Below are 17682 nucleotides of genomic sequence, written 5' to 3'. Positions count from 1 at the left end.
CCTTGATCGAGGTCCAGATGTCCTGGACCTTCGTGATGATGTCCTGGATCATCTCGATGATCGAGATCAGCGCGTTGATCAGCGGGATCAGCTCGGACAGCGCGGTGATCGCGTCGGCGACCCAGCCCGCGATCGGGACGCACGCCTCGGCGGCCATCACGAGCAGCCGGTCGATCAGGCTTTTCAGCAGGTCGAGCGCCTTGGCCGCGAGCTTCTTCGACGTGTCCGACAGCAGGTCGAAGCCCTTGGCGATCAACGACGCGATCCCGGCCTCGGCGGCGAGCCCGGCCCGCCACCCGGCCTGCACGTAGGCCTTGTGCTCCAAGGAAGCCATGCCGTGCCAGGAATCGCTGACGGTCTTCTCGTTGGCGACCATCACCTCGGAGAACGCCTTCATCGCCTCGGAGATGTTGCGCCACGCCTCGGCGTCGGCCGACATCTTCGAGAAGTCGCCGGTGAGCGGTTCGATGAACTGCTGGGTGAGCGTGGTGCCGGTGAACTTCTGGTACACCCACTCGACGGCCATCACCTCGACGCCCGCGTCCTTCACCAGCGCCTGGACGTCCTCGCCGGAGGTGTCTTCCGGCGGCTGCAGCAATTCGACGATCGAGTCGCCCCGGTCGAAGTCGCCGGTGCCGCCGGGAACTCCGCCGGGCTCGCCGCCCGAACCCCCGGTGCCGCCCTCTCCGCCGTTGCCGCCGCCTTCGCCGCNNNNCCCTCGCTGCCGGAGCCGCCTTCGCCGCCCCCGTCTTCGCCGCGGTCGCGGCCCCGGCCGTCGCCGCCTTCTTCGCCGCCGTCCTGGCCGTCGCGGCCATCCCGGCCGTCTCGACCATCCCGGCCGTCGCGGCCATCCCGGCTGTTGCCGTTGTCGTCGCCGGAGTTTCCCCCGGTGCCGCTCGGATGCGTCCGGTCGTCCCCGCCGGACGGACTGCGTCCGTCCGGGCCGGTGCCGGGATGCTGGTTTCCGCCCGGATGGCCGGGCTGCTGGCCGCCCGGAGGCGGCTGGTTGCCGGGATGCGGCTGGTTTCCCGGATGCGGCTGGGTGCCGGGGTGCGGTGGGGCGCCCCCGGAACGGGACGGCGGATGCGTCGTCCCCGTACCCCCGGAGTGGTGGCTGCCGCCATGCCCTCCGCCGTGCCGTGCCATGTCTGTTCCCCCTAGTCAGAACTGTGTGGTGTGGATGCGCATCAGGCCGCGCCGCGACCGGAGTCGACGCCGTCGAACTGGTCGATGAACTGCTGGAGCAGCTGCGCGGAATTGGCGTCGTGGTGCGCGTAGGCCTGCGCCGCCTGCTTGACCCCGTCAGACAGCGAGGTCAGCCGCGAGTGGCCGAAGTCGAGCGTTCCGCCGTAGAGGTTCGCGACCAGCTGCACCACCGGCTGCAGCACCACGAACAGGCCGGTGAACCCGGACGTGTCGCACGCGGTGGAGCGCATGTAGTCGTTGATCTTGCTGATCTTCTCGTGGAGGCTGTCGAGCACCTCGGCGTACTGGTTCATCGTCTCGACGTCGACTTCTATGCCGGACATGAAAGAAACCGCCCTCCCCGTGAGCTATTCGGTTGCCGAACACTATGGCAACCGACGATCACCGAGTGTGGGCGGTTCCCGGAAATTCGTGCGATTTCCTGGGAGGATCGGGCGAAGGGGACGAAGCGGGCGCATCGACTTCGTCACGTGCCGGGTGCGTGCGGCGGCTCCGGGGCTTATGCTTCGCGGACCGAAGCATCTCAGGACCCATCCGGAACTATGTCGTTCCGCGCTGCCGGATCGTTACCGTTCTTCCCCGTCCGGGGAGCTCCGAGGCGCTGCTGGGGTGTTTCCCAGGTGTTAAAGTCGCGCTAACAAGCGGGCCATCGTCGTCCCGTGCGCTCCCCGCGGCCGGTTCGCCGGCCACCGCACGAAACGACGAAGGAGGTCCCTTTTCCATGATCTTCTCCGCCATCCCCGGCAAGCAGGGTCTGTACGACCCGGACACCGAGCAGGATTCCTGCGGCGTCGCCATGGTCGCCGACGTCCAGGGCCGCCGTACGCACGGGATCGTCACCGACGGTCTCGCCGCGCTCACGAATCTCGACCACCGCGGCGCCGCGGGAGCCGAGCCGACGAGTGGCGACGGCGCCGGGATCCTGCTGCAGCTGCCCGACGAACTGCTGCGCGCCGAGGCGGGCTTCCCGTTGCCCGCCGGCGGCGCGTATGCCGCCGGAATCGCGTTCCTGCCCGCCGACGACGAGCAGCGCCGCAAGGCGATCGGGCTCACCGAACGGATCGCGGCCGAAGAAGGGCTCGCCGTCCTTGGCTGGCGCGAGGTTCCGGTCGACGCCGACGGCGCGGACATCGGCCCCACCGCGCGTTCGGTGATGCCGCATTTCGCGATGCTGTTCGTGTCGTCCCCGCACGGCGAAACCGGCCTCGAACTGGACCGGCTGGCCTTCTGCCTGCGCAAGCGCGTCGAGCACGAGAGCCTCGCGTCCGGCTGCGGCACGTACTTCCCGTCGCTGTCCGCGCGCACGATCGTCTACAAAGGCATGCTCACGCCCGAGCAGCTGCCGCGCTTCTTCCCCGACCTGCGCGATGCCCGGCTCGCCAGCGCGATCGCGCTCGTGCACTCCCGGTTCTCCACCAACACTTTCCCGTCGTGGCCGCTCGCGCACCCGTTCCGGTTTGTCGCGCACAACGGCGAGATCAACACGATCCGCGGCAACCGCAACCGCATGCGCGCCCGCGAGGCGCTGCTCGAATCCGATCTCCTCCCGGGCGATCTCTCCCGGCTGTACCCGATCTGCTCGGCCGGCGCGTCGGACTCGGCCTCCTTCGACGAGGTGCTGGAGCTGCTGCACCTCGCGGGCCGTTCCCTGCCGCACGCGGTGCTGATGATGATCCCGGAGGCGTGGGAAAACCACACCGCGATGGATCCGGAACGGCGCGCTTTCTACCAGTTCCACGCCAGTCTGATGGAGCCGTGGGACGGTCCGGCGTGCGTCACCTTCACCGACGGCACGCTCGTCGGCGCGGTGCTCGACCGCAACGGACTGCGCCCGGCGCGCTGGTGGCGCACCGCCGACGACCGCGTGGTGCTGGCCAGCGAGGCCGGAGTCCTCGACGTGGCACCGGAAAACGTCGTCGCGAAGGGCAGGCTGCAGCCGGGCCGGATGTTCCTCGTGGACACCGCGGCGGGCCGGATCGTGGACGACGAAGAGGTCAAGTCCGCGCTGGCGCGCAAGCAGCAGTACAGCGACTGGCTGCACGCCGGGCTGCTGAAGATCGCCGAGCTGCCCGACCGCGACCACGTGGTGCAGAGCCACGATTCGGTGCTGCGCCGCCAGCTCGCTTTCGGCTACACCGAAGAAGAACTGAAGATCCTGCTCGCGCCGATGGCCGCCAACGGGGCTGAGCCGATCGGGTCGATGGGGTCGGACACCCCGGTCGCCGTGCTGTCCAAGCGGTCCCGGCTGCTGTACGACTATTTCACGCAGAACTTCGCGCAGGTGACCAACCCGCCGCTGGACGCGATCCGCGAAGAGCTGGTCACGTCGATGAGCCGGATCATGGGGCCGGAGCGCAATCTGCTCGCGCCGGGGCCCGCGTCGTGCCGGCACCTGAACCTGCCGTACCCGGTGATCGACAACGACGAGCTGGCCAAGCTCATCCACATCAACGACGACGGGGACCTGCCCGGGTTCTCCTGCAGCGTCCTTTCCGGACTGTACGAAGTGGACGGCGGGGCGGACGCGCTGGCGGCAGCGATCGAGCGGGTGCGGCGCGACGCGTCCGAGGCGATCGCGGCGGGCGCGCGCACGCTCGTGCTGTCCGACCGCGACTCCGACCACCGGATGGCTCCGATCCCGTCGCTGCTGCTGGTTTCCGCGGTGCACCACCATCTCGTGCGCACCAAGGAACGGCTGCGCGTCGCGCTGGTCGTGGAGACCGGCGACGCCCGCGAGGTGCACCACATCGCTCTGCTGCTGGGCTACGGCGCGGCGGCGGTGAACCCGTATCTGGCCTTCGAAACCATCGAAGACATGATCAGCCAGGGCGCGATCACCGGCATCGAGTCGGCGAAGGCGGTCCGCAGCTACGTGCAGGCGCTCGTCAAGGGCGTCCTGAAGATCATGTCCAAGATGGGCATTTCGACGGTCGGCGCGTACACCGCGGCGCAGGTCTTCGAATCCCTTGGCCTGAGCCAGGAACTGCTCGACGAGTACTTCACCGGTACGTCGTCGAAGCTCGGCGGCGTCGGAATGGACGTGCTCGCCGAAGAGGTCGCGGTGCGGCACCGCCGGGCGTACCCGGACAACCCGACCGACCGCGTCCACCGCGGCCTTGAGACCGGCGGCGAGTACGCCTACCGCCGCGAGGGCGAGCTGCACCTGTTCACGCCGGAGACGGTGTTCCTGCTGCAGCACGCGTCGAAGACCGGGCGCGACGAGGTGTACCGCGAGTACACCGAAGAGGTGCACCGGCTCTATCGCGAAGGCGGCACGCTGCGCGGGCTGTTCAAGTTCCGCGACGGCGCGCGCGAGCCGATCCCGCTGGACGAGGTCGAGCCCGCGTCGGCGATCCTGCGCCGGTTCAACACCGGGGCGATGTCGTACGGCTCGATTTCGGCCGAGGCGCACGAAACCCTCGCCATCGCGATGAACCGCATCGGCGGCCGGTCGAACACCGGCGAGGGCGGCGAGGACCCGGAGCGGCTGTACGACCCGCAGCGGCGCAGCGCGATCAAGCAGGTCGCGTCGGGCCGGTTCGGCGTCACGAGCGAGTATCTCGTCAATGCCGACGACATCCAGATCAAGATGGCGCAGGGCGCGAAGCCGGGCGAAGGCGGGCAGCTGCCGCCGAACAAGGTGTACCCGTGGATCGCCCGCACGCGGCATTCGACGCCGGGTGTCGGCCTGATCTCCCCGCCGCCGCACCACGACATCTATTCCATCGAGGACCTGGCGCAGCTGATCCACGACCTCAAGAACGCCAACGAGCGGGCCCGCGTCCACGTGAAGCTGGTGTCCTCGCTGGGCGTCGGCACGGTCGCGGCGGGCGTGTCCAAGGCGCACGCCGACGTCGTGCTGATTTCCGGGCACGACGGCGGCACCGGCGCGTCCCCGATGAACTCGCTCAAGCACGCCGGGACGCCGTGGGAGATCGGGCTCGCCGAAACGCAGCAGACGTTGCTGCTCAACGGTTTGCGCGACCGGATCACGGTCCAGGTGGACGGTGCGATGAAGACCGGCCGCGACGTCGTGATCGCCGCTCTCCTCGGCGCCGAGGAGTACGGCTTCGCGACCGCGCCGCTGGTCGTCGCGGGCTGCGTCATGATGCGCGTCTGTCACCTCGACACATGCCCGGTCGGCGTCGCCACGCAGAGCCCCGAACTGCGCAAGCGCTATACCGGACAGGCCGACCACGTGGTGCGGTACTTCGAGTTCGTCGCCGAAGAAGTGCGGGAAACCCTGGCGCGGCTGGGATTCCGCACGCTCGACGAGGCGATCGGGCACGCCGACATGCTCGACACCGACGAGGCCGTGCGGCACTGGAAGTCCTCCGGGCTCGACCTCGGCCCGGTCTTCGAGATGCCCGCGGAGACGCCGTACGGCGGTGCGAAGCGGCGCGTGCGCGAGCAGGACCACGGCCTGGCGCACGCGCTGGACCGCACGCTCATCCAGCTCGCCGAGGCGGCGCTGGAAGACGCGCATCCGGTGCGTTTGGAACTGCCGGTGCGCAACGTGAACCGCACCGTCGGCACCCTGCTGGGCTCGGAGGTCACCCGCCGCTACGGCGGCGAGGGCCTGCCGGACGGCACGATCCACGTGCTGCTCACCGGTTCGGCCGGGCAGTCGCTCGGCGCGTTCCTGCCGCGCGGCATCACGCTGGACATGGTCGGCGACGCCAACGACTACGTCGGCAAGGGCATCTCCGGCGGCCGGATCGTGGTCCGCCCGCATCCGGACGCGAGCTTCGCCGCAGAACAGCAGACGATCGCGGGCAACACGCTGGCCTACGGTGCGACGTCCGGCGAGCTGTTCCTGCGCGGTCAGGTCGGCGAGCGGTTCTGCGTCCGCAACTCCGGCGCGACGGTCGTGGCCGAGGGCGTGGGCGACCACGCGTTCGAGTACATGACCGGCGGCCGCGCGGTCGTGCTCGGCCCGACCGGGCGGAACCTGGCGGCCGGGATGTCCGGCGGCAGCGCGTACGTGCTCGACCTGGACCGCGCGAAGGTCAACCAGGAGATGGTGGACCTGCAACCGCTGGACGCGGAAGATCTGGCCTGGCTCAAGCAGATCGTGCAGCAGCACCACGACCTCACCCGCTCGGCCGTGGCCGCGTCGCTCCTGGGCGACTGGACCCGGCGCGCGGCGGCGTTCACCAAGGTGATGCCGCGCGACTACCAGCGGGTCCTCGATGCGGCGAAGGCGGCGCGCGCCGCCGGCCGCGATGTCGACGAAGCGATCATGGAGGCGGCTCGTGGCTGACCCCAACGGTTTTCTCAAGCACGAACGGCAAGAACCGAAGAAGAAGTCCTACGAGGAACGGCTTTCCTCGTGGGGCGAGGTCTACGCGGACGTTGCGCCGGACGAGCGCGACGAGCAGGTGCGCACGCAGGCGTCGCGGTGCATGGACTGCGGCATCCCGTTCTGCCATTCCGGCGGTTCCGGCTGTCCGCTGGGCAATCTGATCCCGGAATGGAACGACCTCGTCCGCCGCGGCGACTGGGCGGCGGCCAGCGATCGCCTGCACGCCACCAACAATTTCCCGGAGTTCACCGGGAAGCTGTGCCCCGCGCCGTGCGAGGCGGGCTGCGTGCTGTCGATCTCGCCGCTGTCCGGCGGGCCGGTGGCGATCAAGCGCGTCGAGGAGACGATCGCGGCGCGGTCGTGGGAAGCCGGATACGTGCAGCCGCAGCCGGCCGAGGTGTCCTCGGGCCGCAAGGTGGCCGTCGTCGGCTCCGGTCCGGCCGGGCTCGCCGCGGCGCAGCAGCTGACCCGCGCGGGCCACGAGGTCACCGTGTTCGAACGGGACGACCGGCTCGGCGGCCTGCTGCGGTACGGGATTCCCGAGTTCAAAATGGAGAAGAAGGTCCTCGACCGGCGGCTCGCGCAGCTGCGCAAAGAGGGCACGAAGTTCGTCACCGGCTGCGAGGTCGGCGTCGATCTGACGGTGGAAGACCTGCGCGCGCAGTACGACGCGGTCGTGCTCGCCGTGGGCGCTCTGCGCGGCCGTGACGACCGCACCACGCCGGGCCGCTCGCTGGAGGGCATCCACCTGGCGATGGAACACCTGGTGCCCGCCAACAAGTTCGTGGAGGGCGACGGCCCGTCCCCGGTCGACGCGGACGGCAAGCACGTCGTGATCATCGGCGGCGGCGACACCGGCGCGGACTCCTACGGCACCGCCACCCGCCAAGGCGCGCTGTCGGTCACCCAGCTCGACCAGTACCCGACGCCGCCGGAAATCCGCGACGACGAGCGTTCGCCGTGGCCGACCTGGCCCTACATCCTGCGCACCTATCCCGCGCACGAGGAAGCGGGCGAGCGGAAGTTCGCCGTGGCCGTCAAGCAGTTCGTCGACGACGGCGACGGGCACGTCAAAGCCGTTGAGCTGCAGGAAGTCCGCGTGCAGAAGGACCAGGAGACCGGCCGCCGCGAGGTCGTCCCGGTGAACGGCGAGGTCGAAACGCTGCCCGCGGACCTGGTCCTGCTGGCGATCGGCTTCGAAGGCGTCGAGGAAATGCCGCTGCTGGAAGGCCTCGGCCTGACCTTGAGCCGCCGCGGCACCCTGTCGTGTGGTTCGGACTGGCAGACCGAAACCCCCGGGGTCTTCGTCTGCGGCGACGCCCACCGCGGTGCGTCGCTGGTCGTGTGGGCCATCGCGGAAGGCCGCTCGGTGGCGGCCGCGGTGGACACGTTCCTGACCGGTGCTTCGGACCTTCCCGCTCCCGTGCACCCGACCGCATTGCCGCTCGCGGTGGTGTGATTCCCCCTGGCTCGGGCCCCGGCGCAACGGCGCGCCGGGGCCCGTTTCTTTACGCTGGAGGGCGTGCGGATCGGCGAACTAGCCCAGCGAACCGGCGTCAGCGCCCGCTCGTTGCGGTACTACGAGCAGCAGGGCCTGGTGCGGAGCACTCGGTCCGAGGGCGGGCAGCGGCACTACCTGGCGGCGGAGGTCGAACGAGTCGAGCTGATCCGCCAGTTGTTCGACGCGGGACTGAACAGCAAGGTGATCGCCCGGCTGCTGCCGTGTGTGCACAGCGACGACGCGGCCGTCATCGAAGACGCTTTCACCACCATGGTTTCCGAACGCGACCGGCTGACCGCCGGCATCGCCCGCCTCGCCGACGCCCGCGACGCTCTGGACGTGCTGATCGAGGCGAACACCCGCTACCGGCGGGGTGCGGGCAGTTCGTGCTAGATGCTGATGACCAGCTTGCCCGAGGCGTGCCGGGACTCGACGAGCGCCAGCGCTTCCTGCGCCCGGGCGAGCGGATAGGTCCCGGTGATGTGCGGATCGAGCCGCCCTCCGGCCATCAGCTCGGCGACCCGTTCCAGACCCGCCCTGTCGAGGCGCCGCTGGACGAACACTCCGCCGAGTTCGGTCACGGACGGATCCCCGACCGCGATGAGCTTCTCCGCCAACGGAGCCACCCTGCGCAGGGATTCTCCTCCGACCGTGTCGACCACGGCGTCGAAACGGCCTAGCTGGTCCGCGACGTTTCCCGCGGTGTAGTCGACGAAGGCCGCGCCGTGCTTTGCCGCGAGTTCCCGCTTGGCCGTGCTGCCCGTACCCGTCACGGCGAGCCCACGGTCCCGCGCGAGCTGTGCCACCGCGATGCCGACTCCGCCGCCGATCCCGTTCACCAGCAACGACGCGCCCTTCGACAGGTCAAGCTGGTCGAGCACGTCCAGCGCGGTGGTGCCCGCGACGGGGATGGTCGCCGCCCAGGCCCACGGCAGCGTGTCGGGGATGCGGGCGGTGGACTCGCCGAGCAGCAGCGTCGTTTCCGCGTACGTGCCCGCACCGGTCAACGCGAACCCGGTGACCCGGTCGCCGACCTGGAGCCCCGTCACGTCTCCGCCCGCGGCGAGCACTGTTCCCGCCGCTTCCATCCCGATGACCTGGGGAAACGGCAGATGCCCGTTGAGGTCGGGAACGTGCCCGGACCGCAGCAGATGATCGAGCGGATTCACCCCCGCGGCCGCCACGCGGACGAGAACCTCAGCGGGGCCGGGCACCGGGCCGGGCCGGTCGAAGTACTCCTGGACGTCAGCCGCGCCGAACGCCCGGTATCCCAAGACGGTGCTCATTCGCTGATCCCTCCTGCTCGCCGGTCTGGTCGAAACCGACGCTATTCGTTGACACCGGTGTCAACTTCCAGCTGATGTGACCCGGCCGACACGGTTCGTGCGAAGCTGAACCGCGTCGGAGGGGGGACACCCAGGTGGACGAGCGGATCACGAACCAGGTCCTGGGCCCGGTCACGGGCGAGGTCGTGCAGGTGGGCCACGCCGGCTCGGTCGTCGTCCACTCGGCTCCGCCCGCCCGGTCCCGCTACCGGCAATGGGTGCGCCAGGTGGCGCCGGACCAGCTCATCGGCCGCGAAACCGAACTGGCCGAACTGGCCCGGTTCTGCACGGCCCCGGACGACGCGCCCGCGTATGTCTGGTGGCGCGCGGCTCCCTGGACCGGCAAGTCGGCCCTGCTGTCCTCGTTCGTGCTCTCGCCGCCCGACGGAGTGCGAGTGGTGTCGTTCTTCGTCACGGCCCGTTCGCTCGGCGACGACACACGTGAGGCGTTCGTGGACGTCGTCCAGGAGCAACTGGCCGAAGTCCTGGGCGCGGCAAAGGACACTGAGGCCCGAAACCTCAACGCGGTCTTCGCCGAAGCCGCCGCGCACTGCCGAAACCGCGGCGAGCGCTTGGTGCTGGTCGTCGACGGCCTGGACGAGGATCGCGGCGCCAGCTCCGGCGGGCACAGCATCGCCGCGCTGCTGCCGTTCCCCGAAAACGGTCTTCGAGTGATCGTCGCGAGCCGCCTCAACCCCGATGTCCCGCCGGATGTGCGCGGTGACCATCCTTTGCGGGCTCCCGGAATCGAGCGCTCTCTGGCGCCTTCGCCCGCAGCTGTCGCGGCGAAGGCCGACATGGAGCACGAACTGGACGCACTGCTCCACGACCAAGAGGACCTGCTGGGTTTCCTCGTCGCGGCTCGCGGCGGGCTCAGCAGCGACGATCTGGCGCAGTTGACTCAGCGGCGGCCCCGTGCCGTCGAACGGGTCCTGAACAGTGTGGCGAGCCGTTCGTTCACCCGCCGCCCGGCGCATTGGCGTCCGCACGAGGCCCCGGCGGTTTTCCTGCTGGGCCACGAAAGTCTGCACCGCGAGGCCGCCGAAGCCCTCGGCGGCGAACTGTCCCGGTACCGCGCGGCGATCGGGGAATGGGCCGCCGGATACCGGTCGGCGGGCTGGCCGCCGGACACTCCCCAGTTCCTGCTGCGCGGCTACTTCCGGCTGGTCCAGGAAAGCGGCGACGTGACCGCTCTCGCCGACCTGGCCGGAGACCCGGCGAGGCACGAACGCCTGCTGGACGTCTCCGGCGGCGACCTGGCCGCGATGGGGGAGCTGGACACCGCCCGCGCGGCTCTGCTTGAGTCCGCCGAACCCGACCTGGTCCGGTTGATCACGCTCGACACCTACCGGGACAACTTCCGTGACCGCAACAAGATCACGCCGGTGCGGTTGCCCGCGGTGTGGGCCGCGCTGGGGCAGTTCGACCACGCCGTGGCGCTGGCGCAGTCCATGACCGATCCCGGTTCGCGCGCGCGAGCGCTGCTCGAGCTTTCCGGAGAGCTGGTCCGCGCCGGACAGCCGGATCGAGCCGGGCAACTGGCCGAGGACGAGCACGACCCGGAGCTACGCGACTGCCTGCTCGCGGAAACCGCGGTCGCCTTGGTGCACGGCGGGAAGCACGAAGCGGCCGAGCGGATCGCCGACCGGGTCAGCGCGGACCACCGCCGGCGGATCGCCGCCGTCGCCGAACCGGATTTCTCCCGGGCCGGGCAGCTGGCCAGGGAGATTTCCCGCGAAGGACTCCGGGACCGGACGCTCGGGGAACTCGCGGTGCTGGCTGCCGGCGATGTGGACGCGGCCGCGGAACTGGCCGGTGCGGTGGCTCGCGACCTGCACCGGGACAAGACGTTCGCGGAGATAGCGCAGCGGCTCGTCCAGCGGGGCGAAGTCGAGCGGGCGCGCGCCTTCGCCCAGGAGCACGGCGCGTCCGGAGTGCTGTTCCGCCTCGACCTCACCGCCGAATTGGCGGCGTCGGCCGACCCCGCCGGAGCGCTCGGCGCGAGAGCCGGCGAGATTGACCGCGAGCACACCTTCGTGCCTGTCCTGATCGAATTCCTGGCCGCGAAGGGCGGGCTCGCGGACATTCCCGCGGTGCTCGACTCGATGACCAACCCTTTCGCCCGGCGCGAAGCGGTGAACCGGTTCGTTCAGGCGCTCGTGGCCGCGGGTCAGGCCGACCAGGCCTTCCTGTGGGCCGCCCGCTATCCCTCCGTGCACCGGTCGGCCCGCGAACTGCAAGGCGACGCGGATCAATTCGTGCTCCTGGCGGACGCTCTGCTGGCAGCGGGGGATCGCACCCGCGCGCGCCAGGCGGCGGAGCGGGCGGAGGCGATGACCCGCCGCCCGGCGGATGATCCGCGTGCGGCGGCGGCGATCGGGGCGCTGAGCAAAACCGTTGTCGCGGCGGGCGATGTCCGCCGGGCTGAGCTGCTCGCCCCGCTGGTGCGCTCGGAACGGCAGGGGCTGGCCGAGATCAAGTCGCTGGCGTGCCTTCTTGCCGAAAGGGGAGATCCGCGGATCGCCGGGAAATTGATCCGCGGCGTCGAATTCTGGTCGTCGATGCGAGAACCCGTGGCCCTGCTCGCCCGCAGGCTCCGGGCCGAGGGCGACCACGCCGGGCTGGCCCGGCTCGCGGAGTACGTCCGGAGCCGGGTGAAGCAGCCGCTCCCGGACCGGCAGTTCGCCTGGCACGACCGGCGCTCGGCCATCGTGATGCTGGCCGCCGTGGGCGAACCCGCCGAGATCGTCGAGCTGGTGGCCGCCTTCCCGGACGAGGAGAACCTCGGCTTGGCGATCGAGGACGCGATGGCGGACCTGGGAGCACGAGGGGAGGCCGCCGCGGCCGTCGAGCTGTGCGGTTACCTGGACGAGCGCGACGTGACGCACGCCCGGCGGGTCCTGGTCCGGGGCCTGGCCGCGGCCGGGCATCTCGACCAGGCCGAGGCTGTGCTCGAAACCGTCGAAGCCGATCGGGAACGGGAACGGGTCACCCTCGCGTTCCTCCCGGAACTGGCCAAGCACGACCTGCCCCGCGCGCTCGCCCGGACCCGGCTCGTCGAATCCGCCGAGGACCGCGCCCGTCTCCTGGTCGAGATCTCCGCCGCCGCCCCGCCGGACGAACGTCGCCGCCTTCTCGCCGAAGCGGTCGGCCTGGACCACTGGTCGGTCATCGTCCCAGCCCTTGAAACAGACGAACTCGCAGGTCTGCTCGACGTAGCCGACCGATTCGGGGCCCTCTACCGCCAGGACTCCCCGGAGGCGTGACCCTCGCCGCCCACCGGCCCGGGCAAACCCGGCAGACCCTATCCTGAGACGCGTGAACTGGACAGTCGACGTTCCCGTAGACACTCTTCCCGAGCTGCCGCCGTTGCCTCCTGAGCTGCGGGACCGCCTCGACACCGCCTTGTCGCTGCCCGCCGCGCAGCAGCCGGAGTGGCCGGACGCCGCGCTGGCCAAGCGGGTGCGGGGCGTGCTGGAGAGCGTGCCGCCGATCACCGTGCCCGCCGAGATCGACCGGTTGAAGAGCCGGCTCGCCATGGTGGCTCGCGGGGAGGCGTTCCTGCTGCAGGGCGGGGACTGCGCGGAGACGTTCGAGTCCAACACCGAACCGCACATCCGGGCGAATCTGCGCACGCTGCTGCAGATGGCCGTCGTGCTCACCTACGGGGCCAGCCTGCCGGTGGTGAAGGTCGGCCGGATCGCGGGCCAGTACGCGAAGCCGCGCTCGTCCGGCACCGACGCGCTCGGGCTTCCCGTCTACCGCGGCGACATCATCAACTCGCTCGTCGCCAAGCCGGAGCTGCGGGTGCCGGACCCGGGCCGGATGATCCGCGCCTACGCGAACGCGGGCGCGGCGATGAACCTGGTCCGCGCGCTCACCGGGGCAGGCATGGCCGACCTGCACCAGGTGCACGACTGGAACAAGGACTTCGTGTCCTCGTCGCCGGCGGGGGAGCGGTACGAGGCGCTCGCCGCCGAGATCGACCGCGGCCTGCGGTTCATGAACGCCTGCGGCGTCACCGACACCTCGCTGCAGTACACCGAGATCTTCGCCAGCCACGAGGCGCTGCTGCTGGACTACGAGCGCGCGATGCTGCGGCTGGACCAGGCCGACGCGGCGAACCCGAAGCTGTACAACCTGTCCTCGCACTTCCTCTGGATCGGCGAGCGCACCCGGCAGCTCGACGGCGCGCACATCGCGTTCGCCGAACTGCTGTCCAACCCGATCGGGCTCAAGATCGGCCCGACGACCACGCCCGGGCAGGCCCTGGAGTACGTCGAGCGGCTCGACCCGCGCGGCGAGCCGGGCAGGCTCACGCTGATCTCCCGGATGGGCAACGGCAAGGTCCGCGAGGTGCTGCCGGCGATCGTCGAGAAGGTCGAATCGTCCGGGCACAAGGTCATCTGGCAGTGCGACCCGATGCACGGCAACACGCACGAGTCGTCCACCGGCTACAAGACCCGGCACTTCGACCGCATCGTCGACGAGGTCCAGGGCTTCTTCGAGGTGCACCACAAGCTCGGCACCTACCCCGGCGGCATCCACGTCGAGCTGACCGGCGAGGACGTCACCGAATGCCTCGGCGGGGCACAGGAAATCTCCGACGTCGACCTCTCCGGCCGCTACGAGACCGCCTGCGACCCCCGGCTCAACACCCAGCAGTCGCTGGAGCTGGCCTTCCTCGTGGCGGAGATGCTGCGCGGCTGAGACCGGCTCGTGAGTGTCTGTCCCGGCTCTCACCGGCATCGACACTCACGAGCAGTCCAGCAGCTCCGCCGCCGATTTGGCCACCGCGTCGCGCAGCGACCCGAGATCCGCCACCGCGCCCGCGTTCGCCTGCAGTCCGATGTGGACACTGTCGAGACAAGGCGCGACCGCGATGCCCACCGCCTGGCGCGGGGCCAGCGGCACGAACGGGTACACCTGCGTCAACGGCGCACCGTCGAGCGCGTGCCGGGCGCGCGGCACCGGAACGGTCGTCACCACCAGATCGAACAACAGCGGCGCGGCCAGTCCGGCGGTCCGCGTCCCCAGCCGGTGCAGTGCCGCGGGCATCCGGTCGGCCAGCAGCGGAAACGCCCCGGGACCGCGAGAAGGACCAGCGGCTTTGTTGCGGGTCATCGCGGCGCGCACTTCGGTCAGCCGCCGCACCGGATCGTCCATTCCGACCGGCAGATCGCACAAATAGCCGGAAAGCTTGTTCCCGCCCGTCCGCTCGGCAGTCCGCCCGCGCACACTCACGGGAATCAGCGCGCGCAGCGACCGTCCCGTCGCGCGAATGCCGCGATTGACGAGCCATTCGCGCAATGCGCCGGAAAGCACCGCGAGCACCACGTCGTTCGTGGTCCCGCCGTGCGTTCGCCGGATCCGGCGAAGATCGGCCGACGCCAGCCGGGCGAAACCGAGGCGCCGTTCGGCGGTGGCGGGTGCGGCCAGCGGCAGGCATGGCGGACGCGCCGCCCGGACCACCGACGACGCGATTCCCGCTGTCTCCACCGTATCCCGCACCACGCTCATCGGCGAACGCGGCTGCGGAATCGGCGGTGCGGGCTCCGGGATCGGCAATCCGTCCAGGAGCCCTGCCGTCACGGCGTACGCGCCCGCTCCGTCCGTGAGCGCGTGGTGGAGTTTGAGCAGGACCGCGAAGCTTCCGTCCGGAAAACCTGTGACCACAGTGAGTTCCCACAACGGACGGTGCGGGTCGAGAGGTTCGGCGATCCACCTCGCCGCGAACTCCGGCAGCGGGTCCGGGTCGTACAGCGTGGTCAGCCGGTGGTGGCGAAGGTGTTTCACTGCCCGGAAATCCGGGTCGTCCACCCAGGTCGCGGAGCCGGGCGGGAACAGCCCGGCGCGGATTTTCCGGCGCAGCGGCGGAATATTCGCCGCCCGCCGCGCGAGCAGCGCGGTCAGCCGGTCCGGATCGACCGGCCGCTCCGGCGCGAAAACCAGGGCCGCGCCCATCTGCATCGGCGCGGTTTCCCTGGAGAGGCAAAGAAAAGCGACATCGAGCGAGCTGAGCGGGGCAGGCGTCATGGTCCACCTTCCAACGTCCGGCGTCGGGTGCGCATGCCGAGGGCGAAGGTCACGACACTACTCGGGTATGACCGGCGGACGGCCGTGATGTTTCCAGGACGCTAATTCCCCGGAATTTCACTCGCCCGGGGCACGACGCGGCTGCCGCTGCGGCAGACCCGGCCCGGCGGCGTCGTTCGCCTCGGCGGCGATCTGGCGCATCGCGACGCCGTTGCCCGGCCGCTTCGGCAGCCCCGGCCACAGCTCGCTGGCTTCGAGCGCGGCGGCGCGCAGCCGTCCGCCGTCGAGTTTGGTGTGCGTTTCGGCGATCTCGCGGTCGAGCCACTGCACGATCACCTTCAGCGGACCGGCGCTGGGCAGCGGCCACACGAACACCGGATGCTCGTAGCGGAACTCCGACCCGCTGCCTTCCTCGACGCGCAGCACCGGTTCGTGCGGTTCGCCCGCACTCGGCACCGAAACGGTTTCGGAACTGGCCCGGCCGCCGTCCGGGAACAGCACGCCGACCAGCAGCGCGTGGTAGTCCGGGATGCGCCGGTGGCCGATCAGCGGCGCGCCGTCCATGCGGTCGCGCGAATACACCGCGATCCGCAGCGTCATCGCCTCCGGCCACACCTCGACCGCGCGCAGCGCCACGATGGTGCGCTCGGACCGGCCCAGCGGCGTCGCCCAGGGCACCAGCGCGGGCACGATGTGGTCGGCGGGCGGGCCGGTCCACGGACGGCCCTCGTAGCCGAACAGTTCCTGTTCCCGGACCGGGAACAGGGGTCGCTCGCGAGGGCCGTCCGTGAAGAAGCTCATCAGTCCTCGCGAGGGGCGAGGCCGCCGTCGGAATCGGACTGCTTGGGGCCCATGGCGTCCATCAGCTGGCGGGCGAGGCCGAGGCCCGTGCCGCCGAGGGAGAGCGCCTTGGTGAACATGTCCGACATCCCGTCCGCGCCGTTCAGGACCACCATGTGGTCGACGTTGCTGAAAGCCTGCGCACCGGCTTCGACGATCTCCGGCCAGCGCTCGGCCAGCTGTTGTGCTACCACAGCCTCCTGGTTCTCCGCCAGTGCGGCCGCGCGCGCCTTGATCGCCTCGGCCTCGGCGAGCCCCTTCGCTTTCGCCGCTTCGGCTTCGGCCAGACCCTTGGCTTTCGCCGCGTCAGCGTCCGCGAGGCCCTTCGCCTTGGCGGCCGCCGCTTCGGCCTCGCCGGTGGACTTCGTCGCGCTCGCGCTGGCTTCCGCCCGAGCCTTCGTGGCCTGCGCTTCGGCGTCCGCCGCGGTCTTGACCCGGGTCGCGTCCGCGCCCGCCCGCAGTTCGGTTTCCTTGGCCTGTGCCTGCGCACGGGCGATCTGCGCGTCGCGTTCCGCGTCGGCCGTGGTGCGCGTTTCGTAGGCCTTCGCGTCGGCCGGTTTGCGGACCTGCGACTGCAGCCGCTGTTCGGACAGCGCCGCTTCCAGCTCCGCGGCCTTGGTCTCCTGGACCACGACCTCCTGGCGCGCGGTCGCCTCGGCCAGCGGACCGGACTGGCTCGCCTTCGCCTTGGCCTGGTCCACCTCGGCCTGGTAGCCGGCCTGCTGGATCTGGCTTTCCCGGATCGCGCCCGCCTTGCGCGCGGCGGCGACCTGCTCGGCCTCGGTGGCCTCCTGGTCGCGCTGCGCCTCGGCGATCCGCGCGGAGGCGGCGATCGCGGCCGCGTGCGGTTTGCCGAGGTTGACGATGTAGCCGGACTCGTCGTCGATCTCCTGGATCTGCAGCGAGTCCACGATCAGCCCGAGCTTGATCATCTCGGTGGCCGAGGACTGGCGCACCTCGCCGGTCAGCGCGTCGCGGTTGTGGATCATCTCCTCGATGGTCAGCCCGCCCACGATCGAGCGCAGATGGCCGGAGAACAGCTCGTGGATGGTGTCGTTCATGCCCTTCTGCTGGTCGAGGAACCGGCGGGCGGCGTTCGCGATCGAGGCGAAATCGTCGCCGACCTTGTAGATCACGACCGCGCGCACGGTGACCGGCAGCCCCTGCTTGGTCACGCAGGAAACCTGGAGGTTGACCCCCCGGGTGTCCAGCGACAACCTGCGCGCGGTCTGGAAGCCCGGCAGCACGTTCACGCCGCGGCCGGTGACGATCTTGAACCCGAGGCTGTCGGCGGTCTCGGTGCGCTCGACCCGGACGCCCCAGCCGGAGATGATGAGCGCCTCGTTCGGCTCCGCCACTTTGTAGAGGATCCGCAGCAGCCCGAACAGAAGGATCACGGCAACGACCGCGATCACCACGATGATCCAGATTTCCATAGCCCCTCGCAGCAGTATTCAGATGGCAGGACA

Annotated in this window: 10 protein-coding genes; 5 read left to right on the top strand and 5 right to left on the bottom strand. The window is 70.4% G+C overall.

The annotated features are described in order from the left end of the window. Positions 1 to 1187: 1187 nt before the first annotated feature. Positions 1188 to 1529 carry a hypothetical protein gene (locus A4R44_RS08165; protein WP_067577813.1) on the bottom strand — a complete coding sequence of 114 codons (342 nt, stop codon included), beginning with the start codon at positions 1527 to 1529 and terminating at the stop codon, positions 1188 to 1190. Between the two features lie 398 nt (positions 1530 to 1927). Here A4R44_RS08165 and gltB point away from each other — a divergent pair, with 398 nt between their 5' ends. The 3 genes from gltB to A4R44_RS08150 all read left to right on the top strand — a co-directional run bounded on the left by gltB (position 1928) and on the right by A4R44_RS08150 (position 8405). Then, positions 1928 to 6469 (top strand): glutamate synthase large subunit, encoded by a 4542-nt coding sequence (gene gltB, locus A4R44_RS08160; protein WP_067577811.1) that lies wholly within the window; start codon positions 1928 to 1930, stop codon positions 6467 to 6469. Continuing rightward, positions 6462 to 7970 (top strand): glutamate synthase subunit beta, encoded by a 1509-nt coding sequence (locus A4R44_RS08155; protein WP_067577809.1) that lies wholly within the window; start codon positions 6462 to 6464, stop codon positions 7968 to 7970. Before gltB ends, A4R44_RS08155 begins: the two co-directional genes overlap by 8 nt. A 63-nt stretch (positions 7971 to 8033) precedes the next feature. Further along, positions 8034 to 8405 (top strand): MerR family transcriptional regulator, encoded by a 372-nt coding sequence (locus A4R44_RS08150; RefSeq protein WP_067577807.1) that lies wholly within the window; start codon positions 8034 to 8036, stop codon positions 8403 to 8405. On the opposite strand, the gene A4R44_RS08145 is transcribed toward A4R44_RS08150, so the two are convergent. Further along, on the bottom strand, positions 8402 to 9298 hold the full coding sequence (locus A4R44_RS08145) for an NADP-dependent oxidoreductase (protein WP_067577805.1): 897 nt from the start codon (positions 9296 to 9298) through the stop codon (positions 8402 to 8404). The genes A4R44_RS08150 and A4R44_RS08145 overlap by 4 nt on opposite strands. 134 nt (positions 9299 to 9432) lie before the next feature. Here A4R44_RS08145 and A4R44_RS08140 point away from each other — a divergent pair, with 134 nt between their 5' ends. Continuing rightward, on the top strand, positions 9433 to 12603 hold the full coding sequence (locus A4R44_RS08140) for an ATP-binding protein (RefSeq protein WP_067577803.1): 3171 nt from the start codon (positions 9433 to 9435) through the stop codon (positions 12601 to 12603). Between the two features lie 52 nt (positions 12604 to 12655). Further along, positions 12656 to 14047 carry a class II 3-deoxy-7-phosphoheptulonate synthase gene (locus A4R44_RS08135; protein ID WP_067577801.1) on the top strand — a complete coding sequence of 464 codons (1392 nt, stop codon included), beginning with the start codon at positions 12656 to 12658 and terminating at the stop codon, positions 14045 to 14047. A gap of 45 nt (positions 14048 to 14092) precedes the next feature. Here A4R44_RS08135 and A4R44_RS08130 read toward each other — a convergent pair whose 3' ends face one another. From A4R44_RS08130 to A4R44_RS08120, 3 genes are all read right to left on the bottom strand, one after another. Further along, positions 14093 to 15373: a wax ester/triacylglycerol synthase domain-containing protein gene (locus A4R44_RS08130; RefSeq protein WP_095213231.1), complete on the bottom strand. Its 1281-nt coding sequence runs from the start codon at positions 15371 to 15373 to the stop codon at positions 14093 to 14095. A 117-nt stretch (positions 15374 to 15490) separates the two neighbouring features. Then, a complete protein-coding gene (locus tag A4R44_RS08125; RefSeq protein ID WP_067577799.1) occupies positions 15491 to 16174 on the bottom strand; it encodes a hypothetical protein in 684 nt (227 codons plus the stop codon). Continuing rightward, entirely contained in the window at positions 16174 to 17649 is a 1476-nt protein-coding gene (locus A4R44_RS08120) for a flotillin family protein (RefSeq protein WP_067577797.1), read from the bottom strand. The genes A4R44_RS08125 and A4R44_RS08120 overlap by 1 nt, the downstream gene beginning before the upstream one ends. Between the last annotated feature and the right edge of the window lie 33 nt (positions 17650 to 17682).

It is taken from the genome of Amycolatopsis sp. M39 (assembly GCF_001651785.1).
In the GTDB taxonomy this organism is placed as follows: domain Bacteria; phylum Actinomycetota; class Actinomycetes; order Mycobacteriales; family Pseudonocardiaceae; genus Amycolatopsis; species Amycolatopsis rubida.
The sequence above is the reverse complement of the archived record's forward strand: the minus strand, read 5'-3'. Positions and strand labels throughout refer to the sequence as shown.